The 15,593-nt window shown below is 75.3% G+C and carries 17 protein-coding genes; 4 read left to right on the top strand and 13 right to left on the bottom strand.

Features of this window, described 5'->3' with window-relative positions:
- Positions 1 to 2: 2 nt before the first annotated feature.
- Genes ACI78U_RS03485 through ACI78U_RS03475 form a run of 3 tightly spaced genes read right to left on the bottom strand, consistent with a single transcriptional unit; the run spans position 3 to position 3,069 of the window.
- Entirely contained in the window at positions 3 to 845 is an 843-nt protein-coding gene (locus ACI78U_RS03485) for an LOG family protein (RefSeq protein WP_456873895.1), read from the bottom strand.
- Positions 842 to 1,963: a succinyl-diaminopimelate desuccinylase gene (dapE, locus tag ACI78U_RS03480; protein WP_456873894.1), complete on the bottom strand. Its 1,122-nt coding sequence runs from the start codon at positions 1,961 to 1,963 to the stop codon at positions 842 to 844. Before dapE ends, ACI78U_RS03485 begins: the two co-directional genes overlap by 4 nt.
- An 11-nt stretch (positions 1,964 to 1,974) precedes the next feature.
- On the bottom strand, positions 1,975 to 3,069 hold the full coding sequence (locus tag ACI78U_RS03475) for a LacI family DNA-binding transcriptional regulator (protein ID WP_456873893.1): 1,095 nt from the start codon (positions 3,067 to 3,069) through the stop codon (positions 1,975 to 1,977).
- A gap of 29 nt (positions 3,070 to 3,098) precedes the next feature.
- Between ACI78U_RS03475 and ACI78U_RS03470 the strand changes: the two genes are divergently transcribed.
- Positions 3,099 to 4,298, top strand: coding sequence for an MFS transporter (locus ACI78U_RS03470; protein ID WP_456873892.1), 1,200 nt, complete (start codon positions 3,099 to 3,101; stop codon positions 4,296 to 4,298).
- A gap of 10 nt (positions 4,299 to 4,308) precedes the next feature.
- Positions 4,309 to 5,289 carry a 2,3,4,5-tetrahydropyridine-2,6-dicarboxylate N-succinyltransferase gene (dapD, locus tag ACI78U_RS03465; RefSeq protein ID WP_456873891.1) on the top strand — a complete coding sequence of 327 codons (981 nt, stop codon included), beginning with the start codon at positions 4,309 to 4,311 and terminating at the stop codon, positions 5,287 to 5,289.
- 11 nt (positions 5,290 to 5,300) lie between these two features.
- On the opposite strand, the gene ACI78U_RS03460 is transcribed toward dapD, so the two are convergent.
- A complete protein-coding gene (locus ACI78U_RS03460; protein WP_456873890.1) occupies positions 5,301 to 6,407 on the bottom strand; it encodes an alpha/beta fold hydrolase in 1,107 nt (368 codons plus the stop codon).
- Between the two features lie 141 nt (positions 6,408 to 6,548).
- Here ACI78U_RS03460 and ACI78U_RS03455 point away from each other — a divergent pair, with 141 nt between their 5' ends.
- The gene (locus tag ACI78U_RS03455; protein WP_456873889.1) at positions 6,549 to 7,202 is read left to right on the top strand and encodes a hypothetical protein; all 654 of its coding nucleotides are present in this window, start codon (positions 6,549 to 6,551) and stop codon (positions 7,200 to 7,202) included.
- Positions 7,203 to 7,207: 5 nt separating this feature from the next.
- Here the strand turns inward: ACI78U_RS03455 and ACI78U_RS03450 are convergent, their stop codons facing one another.
- The 3 genes from ACI78U_RS03450 to fdxA form a co-directional block, all read right to left on the bottom strand.
- On the bottom strand, positions 7,208 to 7,372 hold the full coding sequence (locus ACI78U_RS03450) for a hypothetical protein (protein ID WP_456873888.1): 165 nt from the start codon (positions 7,370 to 7,372) through the stop codon (positions 7,208 to 7,210).
- 136 nt (positions 7,373 to 7,508) lie between these two features.
- Entirely contained in the window at positions 7,509 to 8,591 is a 1,083-nt protein-coding gene (gene dapC / locus ACI78U_RS03445; RefSeq protein ID WP_456874004.1) for a succinyldiaminopimelate transaminase, read from the bottom strand.
- Between the two features lie 32 nt (positions 8,592 to 8,623).
- A complete protein-coding gene (gene fdxA, locus ACI78U_RS03440) occupies positions 8,624 to 8,950 on the bottom strand; it encodes a ferredoxin (RefSeq protein ID WP_456873887.1) in 327 nt (108 codons plus the stop codon).
- 159 nt (positions 8,951 to 9,109) lie between these two features.
- On the opposite strand from fdxA, the gene ACI78U_RS03435 reads away from it, so the two are divergent.
- Positions 9,110 to 9,859, top strand: a complete 750-nt coding sequence (locus ACI78U_RS03435) for a GNAT family N-acetyltransferase (protein WP_456873886.1) — start codon at positions 9,110 to 9,112, stop codon at positions 9,857 to 9,859.
- Here the strand turns inward: ACI78U_RS03435 and ACI78U_RS03430 are convergent.
- The 6 genes from ACI78U_RS03430 to ACI78U_RS03405 all read right to left on the bottom strand — a co-directional run bounded on the left by ACI78U_RS03430 (position 9,832) and on the right by ACI78U_RS03405 (position 15,405).
- Positions 9,832 to 10,233 (bottom strand): hypothetical protein, encoded by a 402-nt coding sequence (locus tag ACI78U_RS03430; RefSeq protein ID WP_456873885.1) that lies wholly within the window; start codon positions 10,231 to 10,233, stop codon positions 9,832 to 9,834. The genes ACI78U_RS03435 and ACI78U_RS03430 overlap by 28 nt on opposite strands.
- On the bottom strand, positions 10,230 to 11,126 hold the full coding sequence (gene mshB / locus ACI78U_RS03425; RefSeq protein ID WP_456873884.1) for an N-acetyl-1-D-myo-inositol-2-amino-2-deoxy-alpha-D-glucopyranoside deacetylase: 897 nt from the start codon (positions 11,124 to 11,126) through the stop codon (positions 10,230 to 10,232). The genes ACI78U_RS03430 and mshB overlap by 4 nt, the downstream gene beginning before the upstream one ends.
- A gap of 225 nt (positions 11,127 to 11,351) precedes the next feature.
- Complete coding sequence (locus ACI78U_RS03420) at positions 11,352 to 12,476, bottom strand: ABC transporter ATP-binding protein (protein ID WP_456873883.1); 1,125 nt, start codon at positions 12,474 to 12,476, stop codon at positions 11,352 to 11,354.
- Entirely contained in the window at positions 12,460 to 13,521 is a 1,062-nt protein-coding gene (locus tag ACI78U_RS03415) for an ABC transporter ATP-binding protein (protein ID WP_456873882.1), read from the bottom strand. The genes ACI78U_RS03420 and ACI78U_RS03415 overlap by 17 nt, the downstream gene beginning before the upstream one ends.
- A complete protein-coding gene (locus tag ACI78U_RS03410; protein ID WP_456873881.1) occupies positions 13,518 to 14,489 on the bottom strand; it encodes an ABC transporter permease in 972 nt (323 codons plus the stop codon). The genes ACI78U_RS03415 and ACI78U_RS03410 overlap by 4 nt, the downstream gene beginning before the upstream one ends.
- A complete protein-coding gene (locus ACI78U_RS03405) occupies positions 14,482 to 15,405 on the bottom strand; it encodes an ABC transporter permease (RefSeq protein ID WP_456873880.1) in 924 nt (307 codons plus the stop codon). Before ACI78U_RS03405 ends, ACI78U_RS03410 begins: the two co-directional genes overlap by 8 nt.
- Positions 15,406 to 15,593: the final 188 nt, after the last annotated feature.

Below are 15,593 nucleotides of genomic sequence, written 5' to 3'. Positions count from 1 at the left end.
CCTCAGCCCTCGACGGGTTCGACCGGCGGGCTCAGCGGCGCCCGCATCCCGCCGCCGCCGTCGCCTGCGGCGCGGGCGGTCTCGGCCTCGCGGATCCGGGCGAGCACCTCGTCGACGTCGTCGGTGACGGTGAACAGGTCGAGGTCACCGGCGCTGATGGTGCCCGACTCGAGCAGGCTGCCGCGGATCCAGTCGACCAGCCCGCTCCAGTACTCGGTGCCGAAGAGGACCACCGGGAAGCGGGTCACCTTGCGGGTCTGCACCAGGGTCAGCGCCTCGAACAGCTCGTCGAGGGTGCCGAAGCCGCCGGGCAGGATCACGAAGGCCTGCGCGTACTTCACGAACATCGTCTTGCGGACGAAGAAGTAGCGGAAGCTGATGCCGAGGTCGACCCACTCGTTGAGCTCCTGCTCGAACGGCAGCTCGATGCCCAGGCCGACCGACAGCCCGCCGGCCTCCGACGCGCCGCGGTTGGCCGCCTCCATGGCGCCGGGCCCGCCGCCGGTGACGACGGCGTAGCCGGCCTCGGCCAGCGCCGCGCCGATCCGCACCCCGGCCGCGTAGTGCGGGTGGTCGGGCTTGGTGCGGGCGCTGCCGAAGACGCTCACCGCGCGGGGCAGCTCGGCGAGCAGGCCGAAGCCCTCGACGAACTCCGACTGGATGCGCAGCACCCGCCACGGGTCGGTGTGCACCCAGTCGGTGGGCCCGCGCCGGTCGAGCAGGCGCTGGTCGGTCGTCGTCCCGACCGTCTGGGGGTCCGGCTCGCCGCCGCGCAGCATCACCGGGCCGCGGTGGCGCGTCGGGCGCGGCTTCCGGGCGCCGTCGGGCGGGGGGATGGTGGTCATGCGGTCGCTCCTCGGGCGGTCGGCGCCGACAGGTAGGCGGTCAGGGCGTCCTCGGCCGGCTGCAGCCGCTCGACCAGGACCGACTCCTCGCGGGTGTGCGCGAGCTGCGGGTCGCCCGGGCCGTAGTTCACCGCCGGGATGCCCAGGGCTGCGAAGCGGGCGACGTCGGTCCAGCCGAGCTTGGCCCGGGCCGGGCGGCCGACGGCGGCGACGAAGGCCGCGGCGGCCGGCTCGGTCAGCCCGGGCAGGGCGCCGCCGGCGTTGTCGGTGACGGTCAGCGTGGCGCCGGCGGCGATCGCGTCGGCGAACACCTCGCGCACGTGCGCCTCGGCGGCGTCCTCGTCCCGGTCGGGCGCGTAGCGGAAGTTCACCGTCACCCGGCACTCGTCGGGGACCACGTTGCCCGCGACGCCGCCCTCGATCCCCACCGCGTTGAGGCCCTCGCGGTAGGTGCAGCCGTCGATCTCGACCTGCCGCGCCTCGTAGGCGGCGAGCGTCGCGAGGATGCCGGCGGCGCCGTGGACCGCGTTCACCCCGAGCCAGCCGCGCGCGCTGTGCGCCCGGCGGCCGGTCACCTCCAGCACCGCCCGCAGCGTGCCCTGACAGCCGGCCTCGATCTCGCCGTCGGTGGGCTCGAGCAGGACGGCGAGGTCGCCGTAGACCCAGCCGCGGCGCTCGCGGACGACCCGGCCGAGGCCGCTCTTGACCGACTCGACCTCCTCGTTGTCGTAGAAGACGAACGTCAGGTCGTGCGCGGGCTCGGCGCCGGGGACACCGAAGCGGCCGGCCAGCCGCAGCATCACCGCGTCGCCGGACTTCATGTCGCTGGTGCCGCAGCCGAACAGCCGCCCGTCCTCGAGCCGGCTGGGCACGTTGCCGGCGATCGGCACGGTGTCCAGGTGCCCGGCGAGCACGATCCGGGTGTCGCGGCCCAGCGAGGTGCGGGCGAGCACCGTGTCGCCGACCCGTTCGACCTCCAGCCCGCCCAGGGCCCGCAGCGCGGCCTCGACGGCGTCGGCCAGCGCGCGCTCGTCGCCGGACACCGACGGGGTGTCGACCAGCGCGCGGGTGACGGTCAGGACGTCGACGGTCAGGTCCAGGTCGGGCGCGCCGGTCACGGTGCCCGAGCCTACGGGCGGTCCCGGGCGTCCCGCTGGACCACGCCGGGTGCCGGGGGCGGCGCGCTGGAGGACCGCACGACCAGCTCGGTCGACAGGGTCTCGGAGGCCGTGTCCTCGCCGGCGAGCAGGGCCAGCAGCTGCTCGCCGACCCGCACGCCCTTGTCCCGCAGCGGCTGGCGCACCGTCGTCAGCCCGGCCCGGGCGGCGGCGCCGGTGTCGTCGAAGCCGGTCACCGTGAGGTCGCCCGGCACGTCCAGGCCCGCCTCGGTGGCACCCTGGACCACCCCGAGCGCGAGCTCGTCGCTCATGGCCAGCACCGCCGTCGGCCCCGCCGGCAGGAGCTCGCCGAGGGCCCGCACCCCCTCGGCGGAGGCGTTGTGCGGGCACTCGTGCACGGGTACGTCGGCCCAGTCGAGCCCGGCCGCCTCCACCGCGGCGCGGTACCCGGCCAGCCGGTCACGGGTGACGCTGAACGTCGCCCGCTCCTGCCGCCCGGCGTCGGCTGGTCCCTGCGCGCCGTCCGCCGCCAGCTCGAAGGCGACCACGGCCAGCCGGCGGTGGCCCAGGCCCAGCACGTGCCCGGCGACGGCGCGGGCGCCGGCCGCGTCGTCGACCCGCACCCCGGGGACACCGGCCAGGGCGGGCTGGTCCACGGTGACCAGCGGCAGGCCCCGCTCCCGGACCGCCGCGAGCGCCGGGTCGTCGTCGGGCAGGGAGTAGGCGACGACGGCGTCGACGACGGCCGCCCGCACCGCGTCGGGAGGAGGCCCACCGCCGGTCCGGGCGCCGGGGAGCACGAGCAGCGCGTAGCCCTCGTCCTCGACCGCCTCGGCCAGCCCGTCGAGGAAGACCGCGGCGGCGGGGTCGCTGAAGGCGTAGCCGAGCCGGTCGCCGAGCATCACGCCCAGCGAGCCCGACCGGCCGCGGCGCAGCGCACTGCCCGCCGGGCTCGGTCCCGGGTAGCCGATCGCGCCCGCGGTGGCGAGGACCCGCTCCCGCAGCTCGGCGCTCAGCTGGTCGGGCCGGTTGTAGGCGTTGGACGCCGTCGAGCGGCTGACCCCGGCGGCGGCCGCGAGGTCGCGCAGGGTCGGTCGTCGTGGCACGGCGGCAGGCTACGGCCTACGCTGGCGACATGGTTCTGGATCGATCCAGAAGTGCGGTCGCCGACGCGCGTCTCGCCGTCTCCGCGGTCTTCTTCGTCAACGGCGCGGTGTTCGCCAACTGGGTGACCCGCATCCCCGCCGTGAGCGACCGCACCGGCGCCGGCCCGGGCGCGCTCGGCCTGGCCCTGCTCTGCATCGCGGTCGGCTCGATCGCCGCCATGTCGCTGGCCGGCCGGGTCATCGACCGGTACGGATCGGCCCGGGTCACCGTGCTCACCGGCCTGGGGACGGCGGCCGCGGTCACGCTGCCCGGGCAGGTCACCGGTGTGGTCCCGCTCGGGGCCGTGCTGTTCGTCTACGGCGCCGTCTTCGGCGTGCTCGATGTCGCGATGAACGTCGGCGCGGTGCAGGTGGTCCGGCAGGCGGGGCGGCCGCTCATGCCCTCCTTCCACGCGGCCTTCAGCCTGGGCGGGTTGGCCGGGGCCGGCACCGGCGCACTCGCCGCCGGGGCCGGGATGCCGCCGTCCTGGCACCTGGGCCTGGTCGGCGTGGCGGCCGCCGCCGGCGTCCTGGCCGTCGCGTCCCGGCTGCCGGCCGACGTCCCGGAGGACCGCCCCGAGGGGTCGGGCGACCGCAGCGCCTGGCGGTCCCGCGCGGTGTGGGTGTTCGGCCTGATCGCCCTGTTCGCGGCCTTCAGCGAGGGGGCCATGGCCGACTGGACCGCGCTGTTCCTCCGTGACGTGGCCGGTGCCGGCGACGGCGTCGCGGCGCTGGGCTACGCGGCCTTCGCGCTGAGCATGACCGTCGCCCGGTTGGCCGGGGAACTGCTGCTCGCCCGGCTCGGGCGGGCCCGCGCCCTGGCCGCCTCCGGGGTCGTCGCCACCGCCGGGGTGCTGCTCGCGGTCACGGTGGCCACCCCGGCCGCGGCCCTCGTCGGCTTCGGCCTGGCCGGGCTGGGCCTGGCCACCGCCTTCCCCGTCGCCATGCAGGGCGGCGCCGAGGCGGTGCCCGGCGGCCGCGGGGTGTCGGCGGTGTCGGTGATCGGCTACGCGGGGTTCCTCGCCGGGCCGCCGCTGATCGGGCTGCTCGCCGAGGCGGTCGGCCTGCGCTGGGCACTGTCGAGCGTCGCGGTGCTGAGCCTGCTCGGCGCCGTCGTCGGTGCCCGCGCCCCGCGCTCCCCCGCCGCCGTGGGCGCGGTGCCCCGGGAGCGCGCGGAGTGTGCTCGGTAGCGTCGGCGGCGTGACCGCTCCCGCCGCCCGCTCCGCCGTCGCCGCCGGTCTCGCGACCGTGACCACCTCCGGCACCGTCCTCGACACGTGGTACCCCGCGCCCGCGCTGGGCGGCGAGGGGCCGTCGGGGACGCAGCAGCTGGGCACCCTGGAGCTGGAGGGCGAGCTGGGCCCGGAGTTCTCCGGCCTGGTGCGCACCGACGACGCCCGCGGCGTGCAGGTGGTCGGTGTCCGCACCACGATCGCCGACCTCGCCGCCCCGCCGGCCGACACCCACGACGTCTACCTGCGGCTGCACCTGCTCTCGCACCGGCTCGTGCGGCCGCACGAGGTCAACACCGACGGCGTGTTCGGCCTGCTGGCCAACGTGGCCTGGACCAGCGCCGGCCCGGTGCTGGCCACCGAGCTGACCCCGGCCCGCCGGGCGGTGCTGCGCGCCGCCCACGGCAGCCTGACCGTGCTGTCGGTGGACAAGTTCCCGCGGATGGTCGACTACGTCGTCCCCGCGGGCGTGCGGGTCGCCGACGCCGACCGGGTCCGGCTGGGCGCGCACCTGGCCGAGGGCACGACGGTCATGCACGAGGGCTTCGTCAACTACAACGCCGGCACGCTGGGCCCCTCGATGGTCGAGGGCCGGATCAGCGCGGGAGTCGTCGTCGGCGCCGACAGCGACGTCGGCGGAGGCGCCTCGATCATGGGCACGCTGTCGGGGGGCGGCAAGGAGGTCGTCTCGATCGGCCGCGGCTGCCTGCTCGGCGCCAACGCCGGCATCGGCATCTCGCTGGGCGACGACTGCGTCGTCGAGGCCGGCTGCTACGTCACCGCCGGCTCGCGGGTGACCCTGCCCGACGGCTCGGTGGTCAAGGCCCGCGAGCTCTCCGGCCGCGACGGGTTGCTGTTCCGCCGCAACAGCGTCTCCGGCGCGCTGGAGGCCCTGCCGCGCACCGGCACCTGGGGCGAGCTCAACGCCGCCCTGCACGCGAACGACTAGCCCGGAGCCCGTCAGGTGAGGTCGGCGGGCGCCTGAGCGGAGACGTCGAGGTGCTCGAGCAGCGCGACGGCGAATTCCTGCGGCCGCTCGACGTGCGGTGAGTGGCCGACCCCGGGCAGCACGACCTCGCGGTAGGAGCCGCCGGAGGCCGCGTACCGGTCGAGCACCGCGCGGGTCTGGGCGACCATCGGCTGCGGCGGGCACAGCTCTGCGCCGGGCCAGCCGGGCACCGCGCCCAGCTGTCCCAGGAAGGCCAGGTCGAAGGCCGAGGTGTCGGAGACGATCGCGTCGGCGTCGCCCCGGATCCACAGCACCGGCGGTCGCACCGGCAGGTCCACGACGCCCGAGACGTCGAACACCGTCGGCGCCATCGTGTTGAGCACCCCGCGCGTGCCCGGCGCCGTCCCCGGCCACGAGTCGCTCGGGACCGCGTCACCCGGGTAGTGGTCCGCACCGGTGCGGGTCGACAGCATCGCGGCGACGAACACGTCCTCGAGCGCCGGGTCCAGCGGCAGCGACCCGGGCGCCACGTAGAACGCCCGCAGGATCGACCGGGGACCGGTCGGGGCGGCGTCGGAGGTGTCCCCGGCGGCCAGCGCCGCCACGAACTCCGGGTTGGCCGCTCCCCCGCCCGAGCCCGCACCGTCCTCGGACAGCCGTCGCCCCTCCGGGCCGGCGGTGCCACCGAACCCGTACGGCGAGACGGGCGCGACCAGGGTGACCGAGGCCACCCGCGACGGCGCGTCGAGCAGGTACTGCAGGACGACGCCGGCGCCCATGCTCCAGCCGACCAGGTGCACCCGGTCCAGGCCTAGCGCGTCGACCAGCGCGGCGAGGTCGTCGGCCCAGTCCCGCACGCCGCGGCGCGCGTCGACCGGCAGCGGGTCGGTGTCGCCGTACCCGCGCAGGTCGACGGCGAGCACGCGGTGCCGGCCGGCGTCGTGCAGCGTCCGCAGCGTGGGCTGCCAGAACAGCGCCGAGCTCACGTTGCCGTGCACGAGCAGCACCGCCTCGCCCGGCCCGGCCGGGTCCGTCCCCTCGGCGTGCAGCACGTTCTGCACCAGCCGGGCGGTGGGGACCCGGGTGGCGGTCACCCCGGGGAGCAGGAGGTCGGGCACGGCGGTACTCCTCGAGTCGGGGGGCGGCGGCGGGCACACGCTAGCGGGGACGGCGCCCGCGCGGAGGCGCCTCGCCGGACCGCCTCGCCGGACCGCCGACGTCCAGGGACCTGCCAGGCGGCCGACCTACAGTCGAGGGCGATGACCAGCGCACGGACCGGCTCGCGCCCCGCGGCCAGGCGGCCCGCGGCGAAGCGGCCCCCGGCCCGGCGGCCCGCGGCGAAGCGCCCGCAGGCCGCGCGCCGGCGCGGCTCGTCGAGCCCCTGGGCGCTGCGCTACTGGTGGCCGGCGATGGTCCTGGGCGTCGCGATGGTCCTCGCCCTGGCCTGGCGGGCCGAGCGCTCCGCCCCCGCCCCGACGACGGCGCTCTGCACGGTGCCGTCCACGTCGGTCACCCTGGGCGCCGAGCAGTGGGCCAACGCGCAGGTCATCGCCGACGTCGGCCGGCAGCGCGGGCTGCCCGAGCGGGCGGTGGTCATCGCGCTGGCGACGGCGATGCAGGAGTCGACGCTGCGCAACCTCGACCACGGCGACCGCGACTCGCTGGGCCTGTTCCAGCAGCGGCCCTCGCAGGGGTGGGGCACACCCGCGCAGGTGCAGGACCCGGTCTACGCCGCCGGGAGGTTCTACGACCACCTCGTCGAGGTCCCCGGCTGGGAGACCCGCCGGCTCACCGACGCCGCCGACACCGTCCAGCGCTCGGCGTTCCCGGAGGCCTACCAGCGCTGGGAGGCCTTCGCCCAGTCGCTGACGGCGGCACTGCGCTCCGACGACCGGGAGCGCAACTGCGGCTGACCCGGTCAGTACACCCGGTTGCGCCCCCTGCCGTACAGCTCGGGCCGGTCGAAGGTCGCCGGCATCGCGGCGGAGCCCGGGAGGCTGCGGCCGCGGTGCAGGCGGGCCTCGAGGGCGACCAGCGCGGCGAGTGCGGCGACGGGGACGAGCAGGAACAGGACGAGCAGCACGGCGGGCCTCCGCGGTGGGGCCGGGCGGGCTGCCCGGCGGCTGGCACCACCGTCGCGCCCGGCCCTTGCGACCCTCTGGCGGCCGACCGACGCCGACTTGCGGGCCACTGGTGGGCCGGTGCGCGGTACCGCGCGCTCAGGCGGTCAGGCGCTGCACCGCGGCGTCGACGCGCTCGTCGGTGGCGGTCAGCGCCATCCGCACGTGCCGGGCACCGGCCGGGCCGTAGAAGGAGCCGGGCGCCGGGACGATGCCCAGGCCGGCCAGCCAGTCGACGGTGGCCCAGCAGTCCTCGTCGCGGGTGACCCACAGGTACAGGCCCGCCTCGGAGTGGTCGATGCGCGCGCCGGTGGCCCGGACCGCCGCGGCCAGCCGCTCCCGGCGCCGGCCGTACCGCTCGCGCTGGGCGTCGACGTGGGCGTCGTCGGCCAGCGCCGCGGTCATGGCCGCCTGCACCGGGCCGGGGACCAGCAGGCCCAGGTGCCGGCGCACCTCCCACACGCGCCGGACGAGCACGGGGTCGCCCGAGAGCAGACCGGCGCGGTAGCCGGCCGCCGTCGACTGCTTGGACAGCGAGTGGACGGCCAGCAGTCCGGTGTGGTCGGCGCCGGCGACGGCGGGGTGCAGCAGCGAGCGCGGCTGCACGTCCCAGCCGAGGGTGGCGTAGCACTCGTCGGCGACCACCGGCACGCCGTGCGCCCGCCCCCAGGCCACCCAGCCGCGCAGCTGCTCGTCGGAGAGCACGCGGCCGTGCGGGTTGCCCGGGGAGTTGAGCCAGACCAGGACGATCCCGGCGGCGTCGTCGGGCGGGGTGTCGGTGCGGCGCACGGCCAGCCCGGCGAGGACCGCGCCCACCTCGTAGGTCGGGTAGGCGACCTCGGGGATGACGACGGTGCCCTCGCGCAGGCCGAGCAGCGTGGGCATGAGCGCCACGAGCTCCTTGGAGCCGATCGTCGGGACGACCGACGGGTCGGCACCCAGCGGGTCGGCGAGGGTCACGCCGAGGCGGCGCTGCAGCCACCCGGCCGCGGCCTGGCGCAGCTCACGGGTGCCCAGGGCCATCGGGTAGCCCGGGGCGTCGCCGGCCGCCGCCAGCGCGGTGCGCAGGACGTCGGGGGTGGGGTCGACCGGCGTCCCGATGGACAGGTCGACGAGGCCGCCCGGGTGCCGCGCCGCGCGGGCCCGGGCGGCCTCGAGGCTGTCCCAGGGGAAGTCGGGCAGGCGGCCGGCCGCCAGCCCCGCCGCGGTGGTGCTCAGTGTCCCACGCCCTGGGGCGGGAGGGCGGGCACCAGCGGGTGGTCGGTGGCGATACGGCCGGTCTTCGCCGCCCCGCCCGGGCTGCCCAGGTCGGTGAAGAACTCCACGTTGGCGTTGTAGAAGTCCTTCCACTTGTCCGGGACGTCGTCCTCGTAGTAGATGGCCTCCACGGGACAGACCGGCTCGCAGGCACCGCAGTCGACGCACTCGTCGGGGTGGATGTAGAGCATCCGGTCGCCCTCGTAGATGCAGTCCACCGGACACTCGTCGATGCACGCCTTGTCGAGGACGTCGACGCAGGCCTGGGTGATCACGTAGGTCACGGTGGGTCCTCCCGGGGGACGTGCGGGCAGCGCCCCGGCTCGCGGCCGGGCTCGCGCGTGTCGCCCGTCAGTATGGCCCCGTACCGCGGCCCCGGGCTCGACGGGTGGGGCGCCCGACCCGGTCGGGGGAGCCCGGCCGCGTGCGCGCAGGATCGCCGCATGGGACAGAGCCGCTCGCCGCTGGGGGTCGCCGACCTGGAGCGGGTCGCCGCCCGCGGCTGGCGCGCCCCGGAGGAGGCGGACCTGGGCGGCTGGCTGCTGCGCGCCGGCGGCGGTTTCACCGGCCGGGCCAACACCGCGCTGGTCGCCGGGGACCCCGGCGTGCCCCTCCGCGAGGCGACGGCGGCGGTCAGCGGCTGGTACCGCGCCCGCGGGCTGCGGCCGGGCGCCCAGCTGCCGGGCGTGCGGTCACGTCCCGTCGACGCCGTCCTGGCCGCGGCCGGGTGGGAGCGCGGGGAGGACGTCCTGGTGCTCACCGCGCCGCTGGTCCCCGGCCCCGCGGACGGCGTGCCGGTCGAGCTGGCGCCGGCGCCGGACGACGCCTGGCTGGCGGCCTACCGCGGGCCGGCCCCCACCGCCGCGGCCCGCGCGGTGCTCACCAACGCCGAGGAGGTGGTGTTCGCGGCGGTGCGTCCCGATCCCGCCGCCGCGCCGGCCGCCGTCGCCAGGGGTGTGGTGACCGGCGAGTGGCTGGGCGTCGGCGCGCTCACGGTGGCCGAGGACGCCCGCCGCCGCGGCCTGGCGACGGCGGTCATGGGCACGCTCACGCGCTGGGGCGCCGGCCGGGGGGCGCGGTGGGTGTACCTGCAGGTGGCGGCGTCGAACGCCCCGGCGCGGGCGCTCTACCGCCGCACCGGCTACGTCGAGCACCACCGCTACCACTACCGCTGGGCGCCCGACGGCGCCTGAGGACGCGGTGCGGCCACCACCCGGCCGACGGCGAGCGCGGCCCCGACCACGCCCAGGCCGAGGAAGGCGAGGGTCACCCCGCCCAGCGCACCGGTGCCCACGGCGACGAGGTCGCCCTCGGGACGGCGCACGGTGGCGGCCAGGGCGACCGACAGCCAGGTCACCGCCGGGAGGACGGCCACCACCCGAGAGCCGGTGAGCCGGAACGCGAGCGTCACCAGCAGGGGGTTGCCCACCAGGGCGGCGAGCACCGACAGCGGCACCAGGACGCCGGCCACGCGCAGCGGCAGCCAGAACACCTGGACCAGCGCCAGCCAGCCGGCGAGGGCGACCGCCACGACCGCGGCGGCGGCCAGCGCGGTGGCCCGGGTCATCCGGTCACGCCGGCGAACAGGTCGTCCTCCCAGCCGTTGGGCGCCTCCCCCGACGCGCCGCGCTCCCCGCGGACCAGCCGGTAGTACTCCACGCCGAGCACCTCCTGGCCGAGGTTGTTCGACAGGGCGAAGAACGGCCCGTCCACGGTGATCTGGGTGGCGTGCGCGCGCATGGCCGCCTCCTTCGCGCCGGCATGGGCGCGGCCGTCGACCGCGGCGGTGACCAGCTCGTCGGGGACGGCGAAGGGGATGTCGTCGACCTCCCCGAGCTGGTCGAAGGGCGAGGCCTCCCCCAGCGCAGCCATCGCCTCGGCGCCCTCGCGCAGCACCGAGCGCGGCACGCAGCACCAGTAGACCTTGGCGACGTCCCACGCCGCGCCCAGCTCGGGGCGGTAGCCGGGGTCCGCGGCGGACTCGACGGCGGCCATCGCGACCCGGTGGGCCTGGATGTGGTCGGGGTGGCCGTACCCACCCCGCTCGTCGTAGGTGACGACGACCTGCGGCCGGACCTCCCGGACCACGGCCACCGCGTGCGCCACGGCCTCGTCGAGGTCGGCGTTCCAGAAGGCGTGGGGCTTCGTGTTCGCCGGGGTCCCCATCATCCCGGAGTCCCGGTAGCGCCCGGGCCCGCCGAGGAAGCGCCAGTCGGTGACGCCGAGCGCGTCCATGGCCGCCCGCAGCTCCGCGATCCGGTACCCGCCGAGCTGGTCGGCGTGCTCGGGCCCGAGCAGCTCGAGCTCCGGGACGAGGACCTCGCCCTCCTCGCCCAGCGTGCAGGTCAGCAGGGTGACCTGTGCGCCCTCGGCGACGTACCGGGCCATCGTGGCGCCGTTGTTGATCGTCTCGTCGTCGGGGTGGGCGTGCACGAGCAGCAGGCGTCGGTCGGCGGTCACGAGGGGACATTCTCCCCCGGCCGCCGGGACGGCCGGTGGGACGGGCCGGACGGTGGGACGGGCCGGGCGGTGGGACGGGCCGGGCGGTGGGACGGGCCGGGCGGTGAGACGGGCCGGACGGCGAGACGGGCCGGGCGGCGTCCTCCCTCACCGCCGGGCGTCCTCCCGCACGGTGGGACGTGAGGGAGGACGCCCGACGATCAGGTCACCTGATCGTGGCGCCGCCTACTCCGCGTCGACGGGGACGACCGTCCGCGCCTCGGCGAAGTGGCAGGCGCTCGGGTGGCCCTGGCCGCGGTCGACCAGCGCCGGCGCCTCGGTGGCGCAGACGTCCTGGGCCTTCCAGCAGCGGGTGCGGAAGCGGCAGCCCGAGGGCGGGTCCGCGGGGCTCGGGACGTCGCCCTGAAGCAGGATCCGGTCCTTCTGCCCGCGCAGCGCCGGCTCGTGCAGCGGGACCGACGACAGCAGCGCCTGGGTGTAGGGGTGCGACGGCGAGGCGTACACCTGCTCGTCGGTGCCCTCCTCGACGATGCTGCCGAGGTACATGACCGCGACGCGGTCGGAGATGTGCCGCACCACCGACAGGTCGTGGGCGATGAACAGGTAGGACAGGCCGAACTCGTCCTGCAGGTCCTCGAGCAGGTTGACCACCTGCGCCTGCACCGAGACGTCGAGCGCCGACACCGGCTCGTCGCAGACGATGATCTCCGGCTGGAGCGCCAGCGCGCGGGCGATGCCGATGCGCTGCCGCTGGCCGCCGGAGAACTGGTGCGGGTAGCGGTTGACGTAATCGGGGTTGAGCCCGACGCGGTCGAGCAGCTCCTGCGTGCGCTTGAGCCGGCCCTTCTTCGGGGCGACGTCGTCGTGCACGGCCCAGCCCTCGGCGACGATGTCGCCGACGGTCATCCGCGGGTTGAGCGAGGCGTAGGGGTCCTGGAAGATGATCTGGACCTCGCGCCGGTAGTCCTTGAGCGCGCGGCCACCCATGCGGGCGACGTCCTTGCCCTTGTAGAGGATCGACCCGGCGGTCGGCTTCTCCAGCGCGACGATCAGCTTCGACACCGTCGACTTGCCGCAGCCGGACTCGCCGACCAGGCCCACGGTCTCGCCGCGGCGCAACTGCAGGTTCACGCCGTCGACGGCGCGGACGTGGCCGATCGTGCGCTTGAAGACGATGCCCTGGGTCAGCGGGAAGTGCTTCTGCAGCCCCTTGACCTCGAGCAGCGTCTCGCCCATCGCGCCGCGGGCCCCGGCCGGGGCCGGCTTCTCCAGCGTCGGGGCGGCCGGCGCAGGAGCCGGCTTCGACAGGGACGACGCCGCGGTGGCGCCGTGCTCACGGGGCTCGGACACCGAGAACCTCCTCGCTGTAGTGGCAGGCCGCCTCGCGCCCCGGGACGACCAGCCGCAGCGGTGGGACGTCGGTCGAGCACTCACGGCCCGGTGCGGCCTCGGCGCCCAGCCGCCGGTGGGCGCAGCGCGGGTGGAACGGGCAGCCGCTCGGGATGCGCGCCAGGTTCGGCGGCTGCCCGGCGATCGGCTGCAGGCGTCCGCCCTTGTGCTCGACCTGGGGCACCGACCCCATGAGCCCCTCGGTGTAGGGGTGGGCGGGGTGGGTGAAGACGTCGTCGACGGTACCGCGCTCGACGATCTCGCCGGCGTACATGACGGCGACGTTGTCGGCCACCTCGTTGACCACGCCGAGGTCGTGGGTGATGAGGATCAGCCCCATGCCCGTCTCCTGCTGCAGGTCCTTGAGCAGGTCCATGACCTGCGCCTGCACGGTGACGTCGAGGGCGGTGGTCGGCTCGTCGGCGATGAGGATCCGCGGGTCCAGCGCGATGGCCATGGCGATCATCACGCGCTGGCGCATGCCGCCGGAGAACTGGTGCGGGTAGTCGTCGACGCGGCGGGCCGCGGCGGGGATCCGCACGCGGTCCATCAGCTCGACGGCGCGCTTGCGGGCGTCCTTCTTCGACATCCCCCGGTGCGCCCGGAACATCTCGCCGATCTGGAACCCGACGCTGTAGACCGGGTTCAGCGACGACAGCGCGTCCTGGAAGATCATCGAGATGCCGGGGCCGCGGACCTTCCGCTGGTCCTCGGCCGACATCCCCAGCATGTTCTTGCCCTCGAACCAGATGCCGCCGCCGGAGATGACCGCCGGCGGCGTCTCGAGGATCCCCATGATCGCCTGGGCCGAGACCGACTTGCCGGAGCCGGACTCACCGAGGATGGCCAGGGTCTCCCCCGCCGCCAGGCTGTAGCTCACGCCGTTGACGGCGTGCACCGTGCCGGAGCGGGTGCGGAACTCCACGTGGAGGTCGTCCACGTCCAGCAGCGGGGTACCGGCCGGGGCGGCCTCGGACGTGGGCTTGGACAGGTCGAGGTTGGTCATGCGCGCTGCCTCGGGTCGAGGGCGTCGCGCAGGGCGTCGCCCATCAGGATGAACGCCATCACGGTCAGCGTCAGGGCGATGCTGGGGAAGAGCACGAGGTGCGGCGCCGTCCTCAGCAGCTCCTGGCCGGTGTCGATCTGCAGCCCCCAGGAGATCGCCGGCGGCTGGAGGCCGACCCCCAGGAAGGTCAGCGTCGCCTCGGCCGCGATCAGCACACCGATGGTGATCGTGGCGTAGACCAGCACCGGCGCCACCGCGTTGGGCATGATGTGCCGCACCAGGATACGGAGGTCCGAGGCGCCCATGGCACGCGCGGCAGCCACGTAGTCCGAGCTCTTGACCGCGATGACCTGAGACCGGACCAGCCGCATCGCCGTCATCCAGCCGAAGGCGGCCAGTGCGATGGCCACAGCACCGGGCCCCCGGTCGCTGATGACGGGCAGGCCGGTCGACGGGCCGACCCGCAGCAGGACCAGCGCGCCCAGGATGAGGGGCAGGGCGTAGAAGATGTCGGCGACCCGGGACAGGATGCTGTCGGTGAGGCGCCCGTAGAACCCCGCGACCGCGCCGACGACGACGCCGAGCACGAGCACGCCCAGGACACCGAGGACGCCGATGAGGAGCGAGTTGCGGGCGCCGTAGACGACGTTCGCCAGGTAGTCGCAGCCCTGCTGGTCGAAGCCGAGCCAGTGGTCGGCCGAGGGCGTCCCCCGGGAGTTGGACAGGTCGCAGGCGCGCGGATCGGCGCCGCGGGCGAACACCGACGGGAACAGCGCCATCATCACGAACAGCACGCACAGCACCGCGCCGACCCAGAAGGTGACGCTCCGCCTGAGCTGCCCCCAGGCATCGCTCCAGAGACTGTTCTGCCGCTCCTTGGTGACGTCGAGCGAGGGGCTGGCCAGTCCCGTGGTCGTCCCGGCCTCGACCTCGTCCTTGCGCAGGTCCAACTGCTGCTGGTCAGTCATAGCGGATCCTCGGGTCCAGGACGGCGTAGAGCACGTCGACGACCAGGTTGAAGAAGATGAAGAAGAAGACCATCAGGGTGACGATCCCGACCACGACCGCCCCTTCCTGAGCTCGGACCGAGTCGAAGACGGCACGCCCGATGCCAGGCAGGTTGAAGACACTCTCGGTGACGATTGCACCACCCATGAGGGTACCGATGTCGGCGCCGATGAACGTCACGACCGGGATCAGGCTGTTGCGGAGAGTGTGGCGGACGACGACCGTCCGAGGCTGCAGTCCCTTGGCCTTGGCGGTGCGCACGTAGTCGGCCCGCATGTTCTCCGCGATGCTCGTGCGAGTCAGCCGCGCCACGTAGGCGAGCGACCCGGAGGCGAGCACGAGGCCCGGGAGCAGGAAGCTGCGCCACCCCTCCGTCGTGCCGGCGATCGGGAACCAGCCCAACTGCAGACCGAACACGTACTGGGAGACGAACGCCAGCACCAGGATCGGGATGGAGACGATGATGGTGGTGCTGACGAGGACGACGTTGTCGATGAAGCCGTTCTTGCGGATGCCCGCCAGGACACCGGCCACCACTCCGATGACGATCTCGAAGCCGATGGCCACCACGGCCAGCTGGACCGTCACCGGCAGCCGCAGGAGGATCGTGTCGAGTACGGGGCGGCCACGGAAGTCGGTGCCGAAGTCGCCCTGGACGAGGTCCCCGAGGTACTTGACGTACTGCAGCCACAGCGGGTCGCCGAGGTTGAACTCCTCGCGGAGTTCAGCCACGACCCCTGGTGCGAGTGGGCGGTCGCCGGCGAGTGCGCGGATGGGGTCGCCGGGAAGCGCATAGACCATGGCGAAGATCAGGAACGAGGCCCCGATCAGCACGGGGATGGTCAGCAGAAGGCGGCGCGCGACGTAGCGGCCCATGTCCCTCCTCGGTCAGGACGCAGCCGGTCCCCGGTCTGAGGTGGCGCGTCGTCCATCATGCGGGGCATCCCCCCGGCACGAGTCGGCGGGGTGTCCGCCCGGTGGGACGGTCGGGGCCCCATCGGCCGACCGCCGGGAGCACCTGTCCGGTCTGGACAGGCACCCCCGGCGGCGCCGTGCTGTGTGTC

The organism is Geodermatophilus sp. SYSU D00710 (assembly GCF_054050195.1).
Note: the sequence above shows the minus strand (reverse complement) of the source record. Positions and strands in the feature narration are given on the sequence as shown.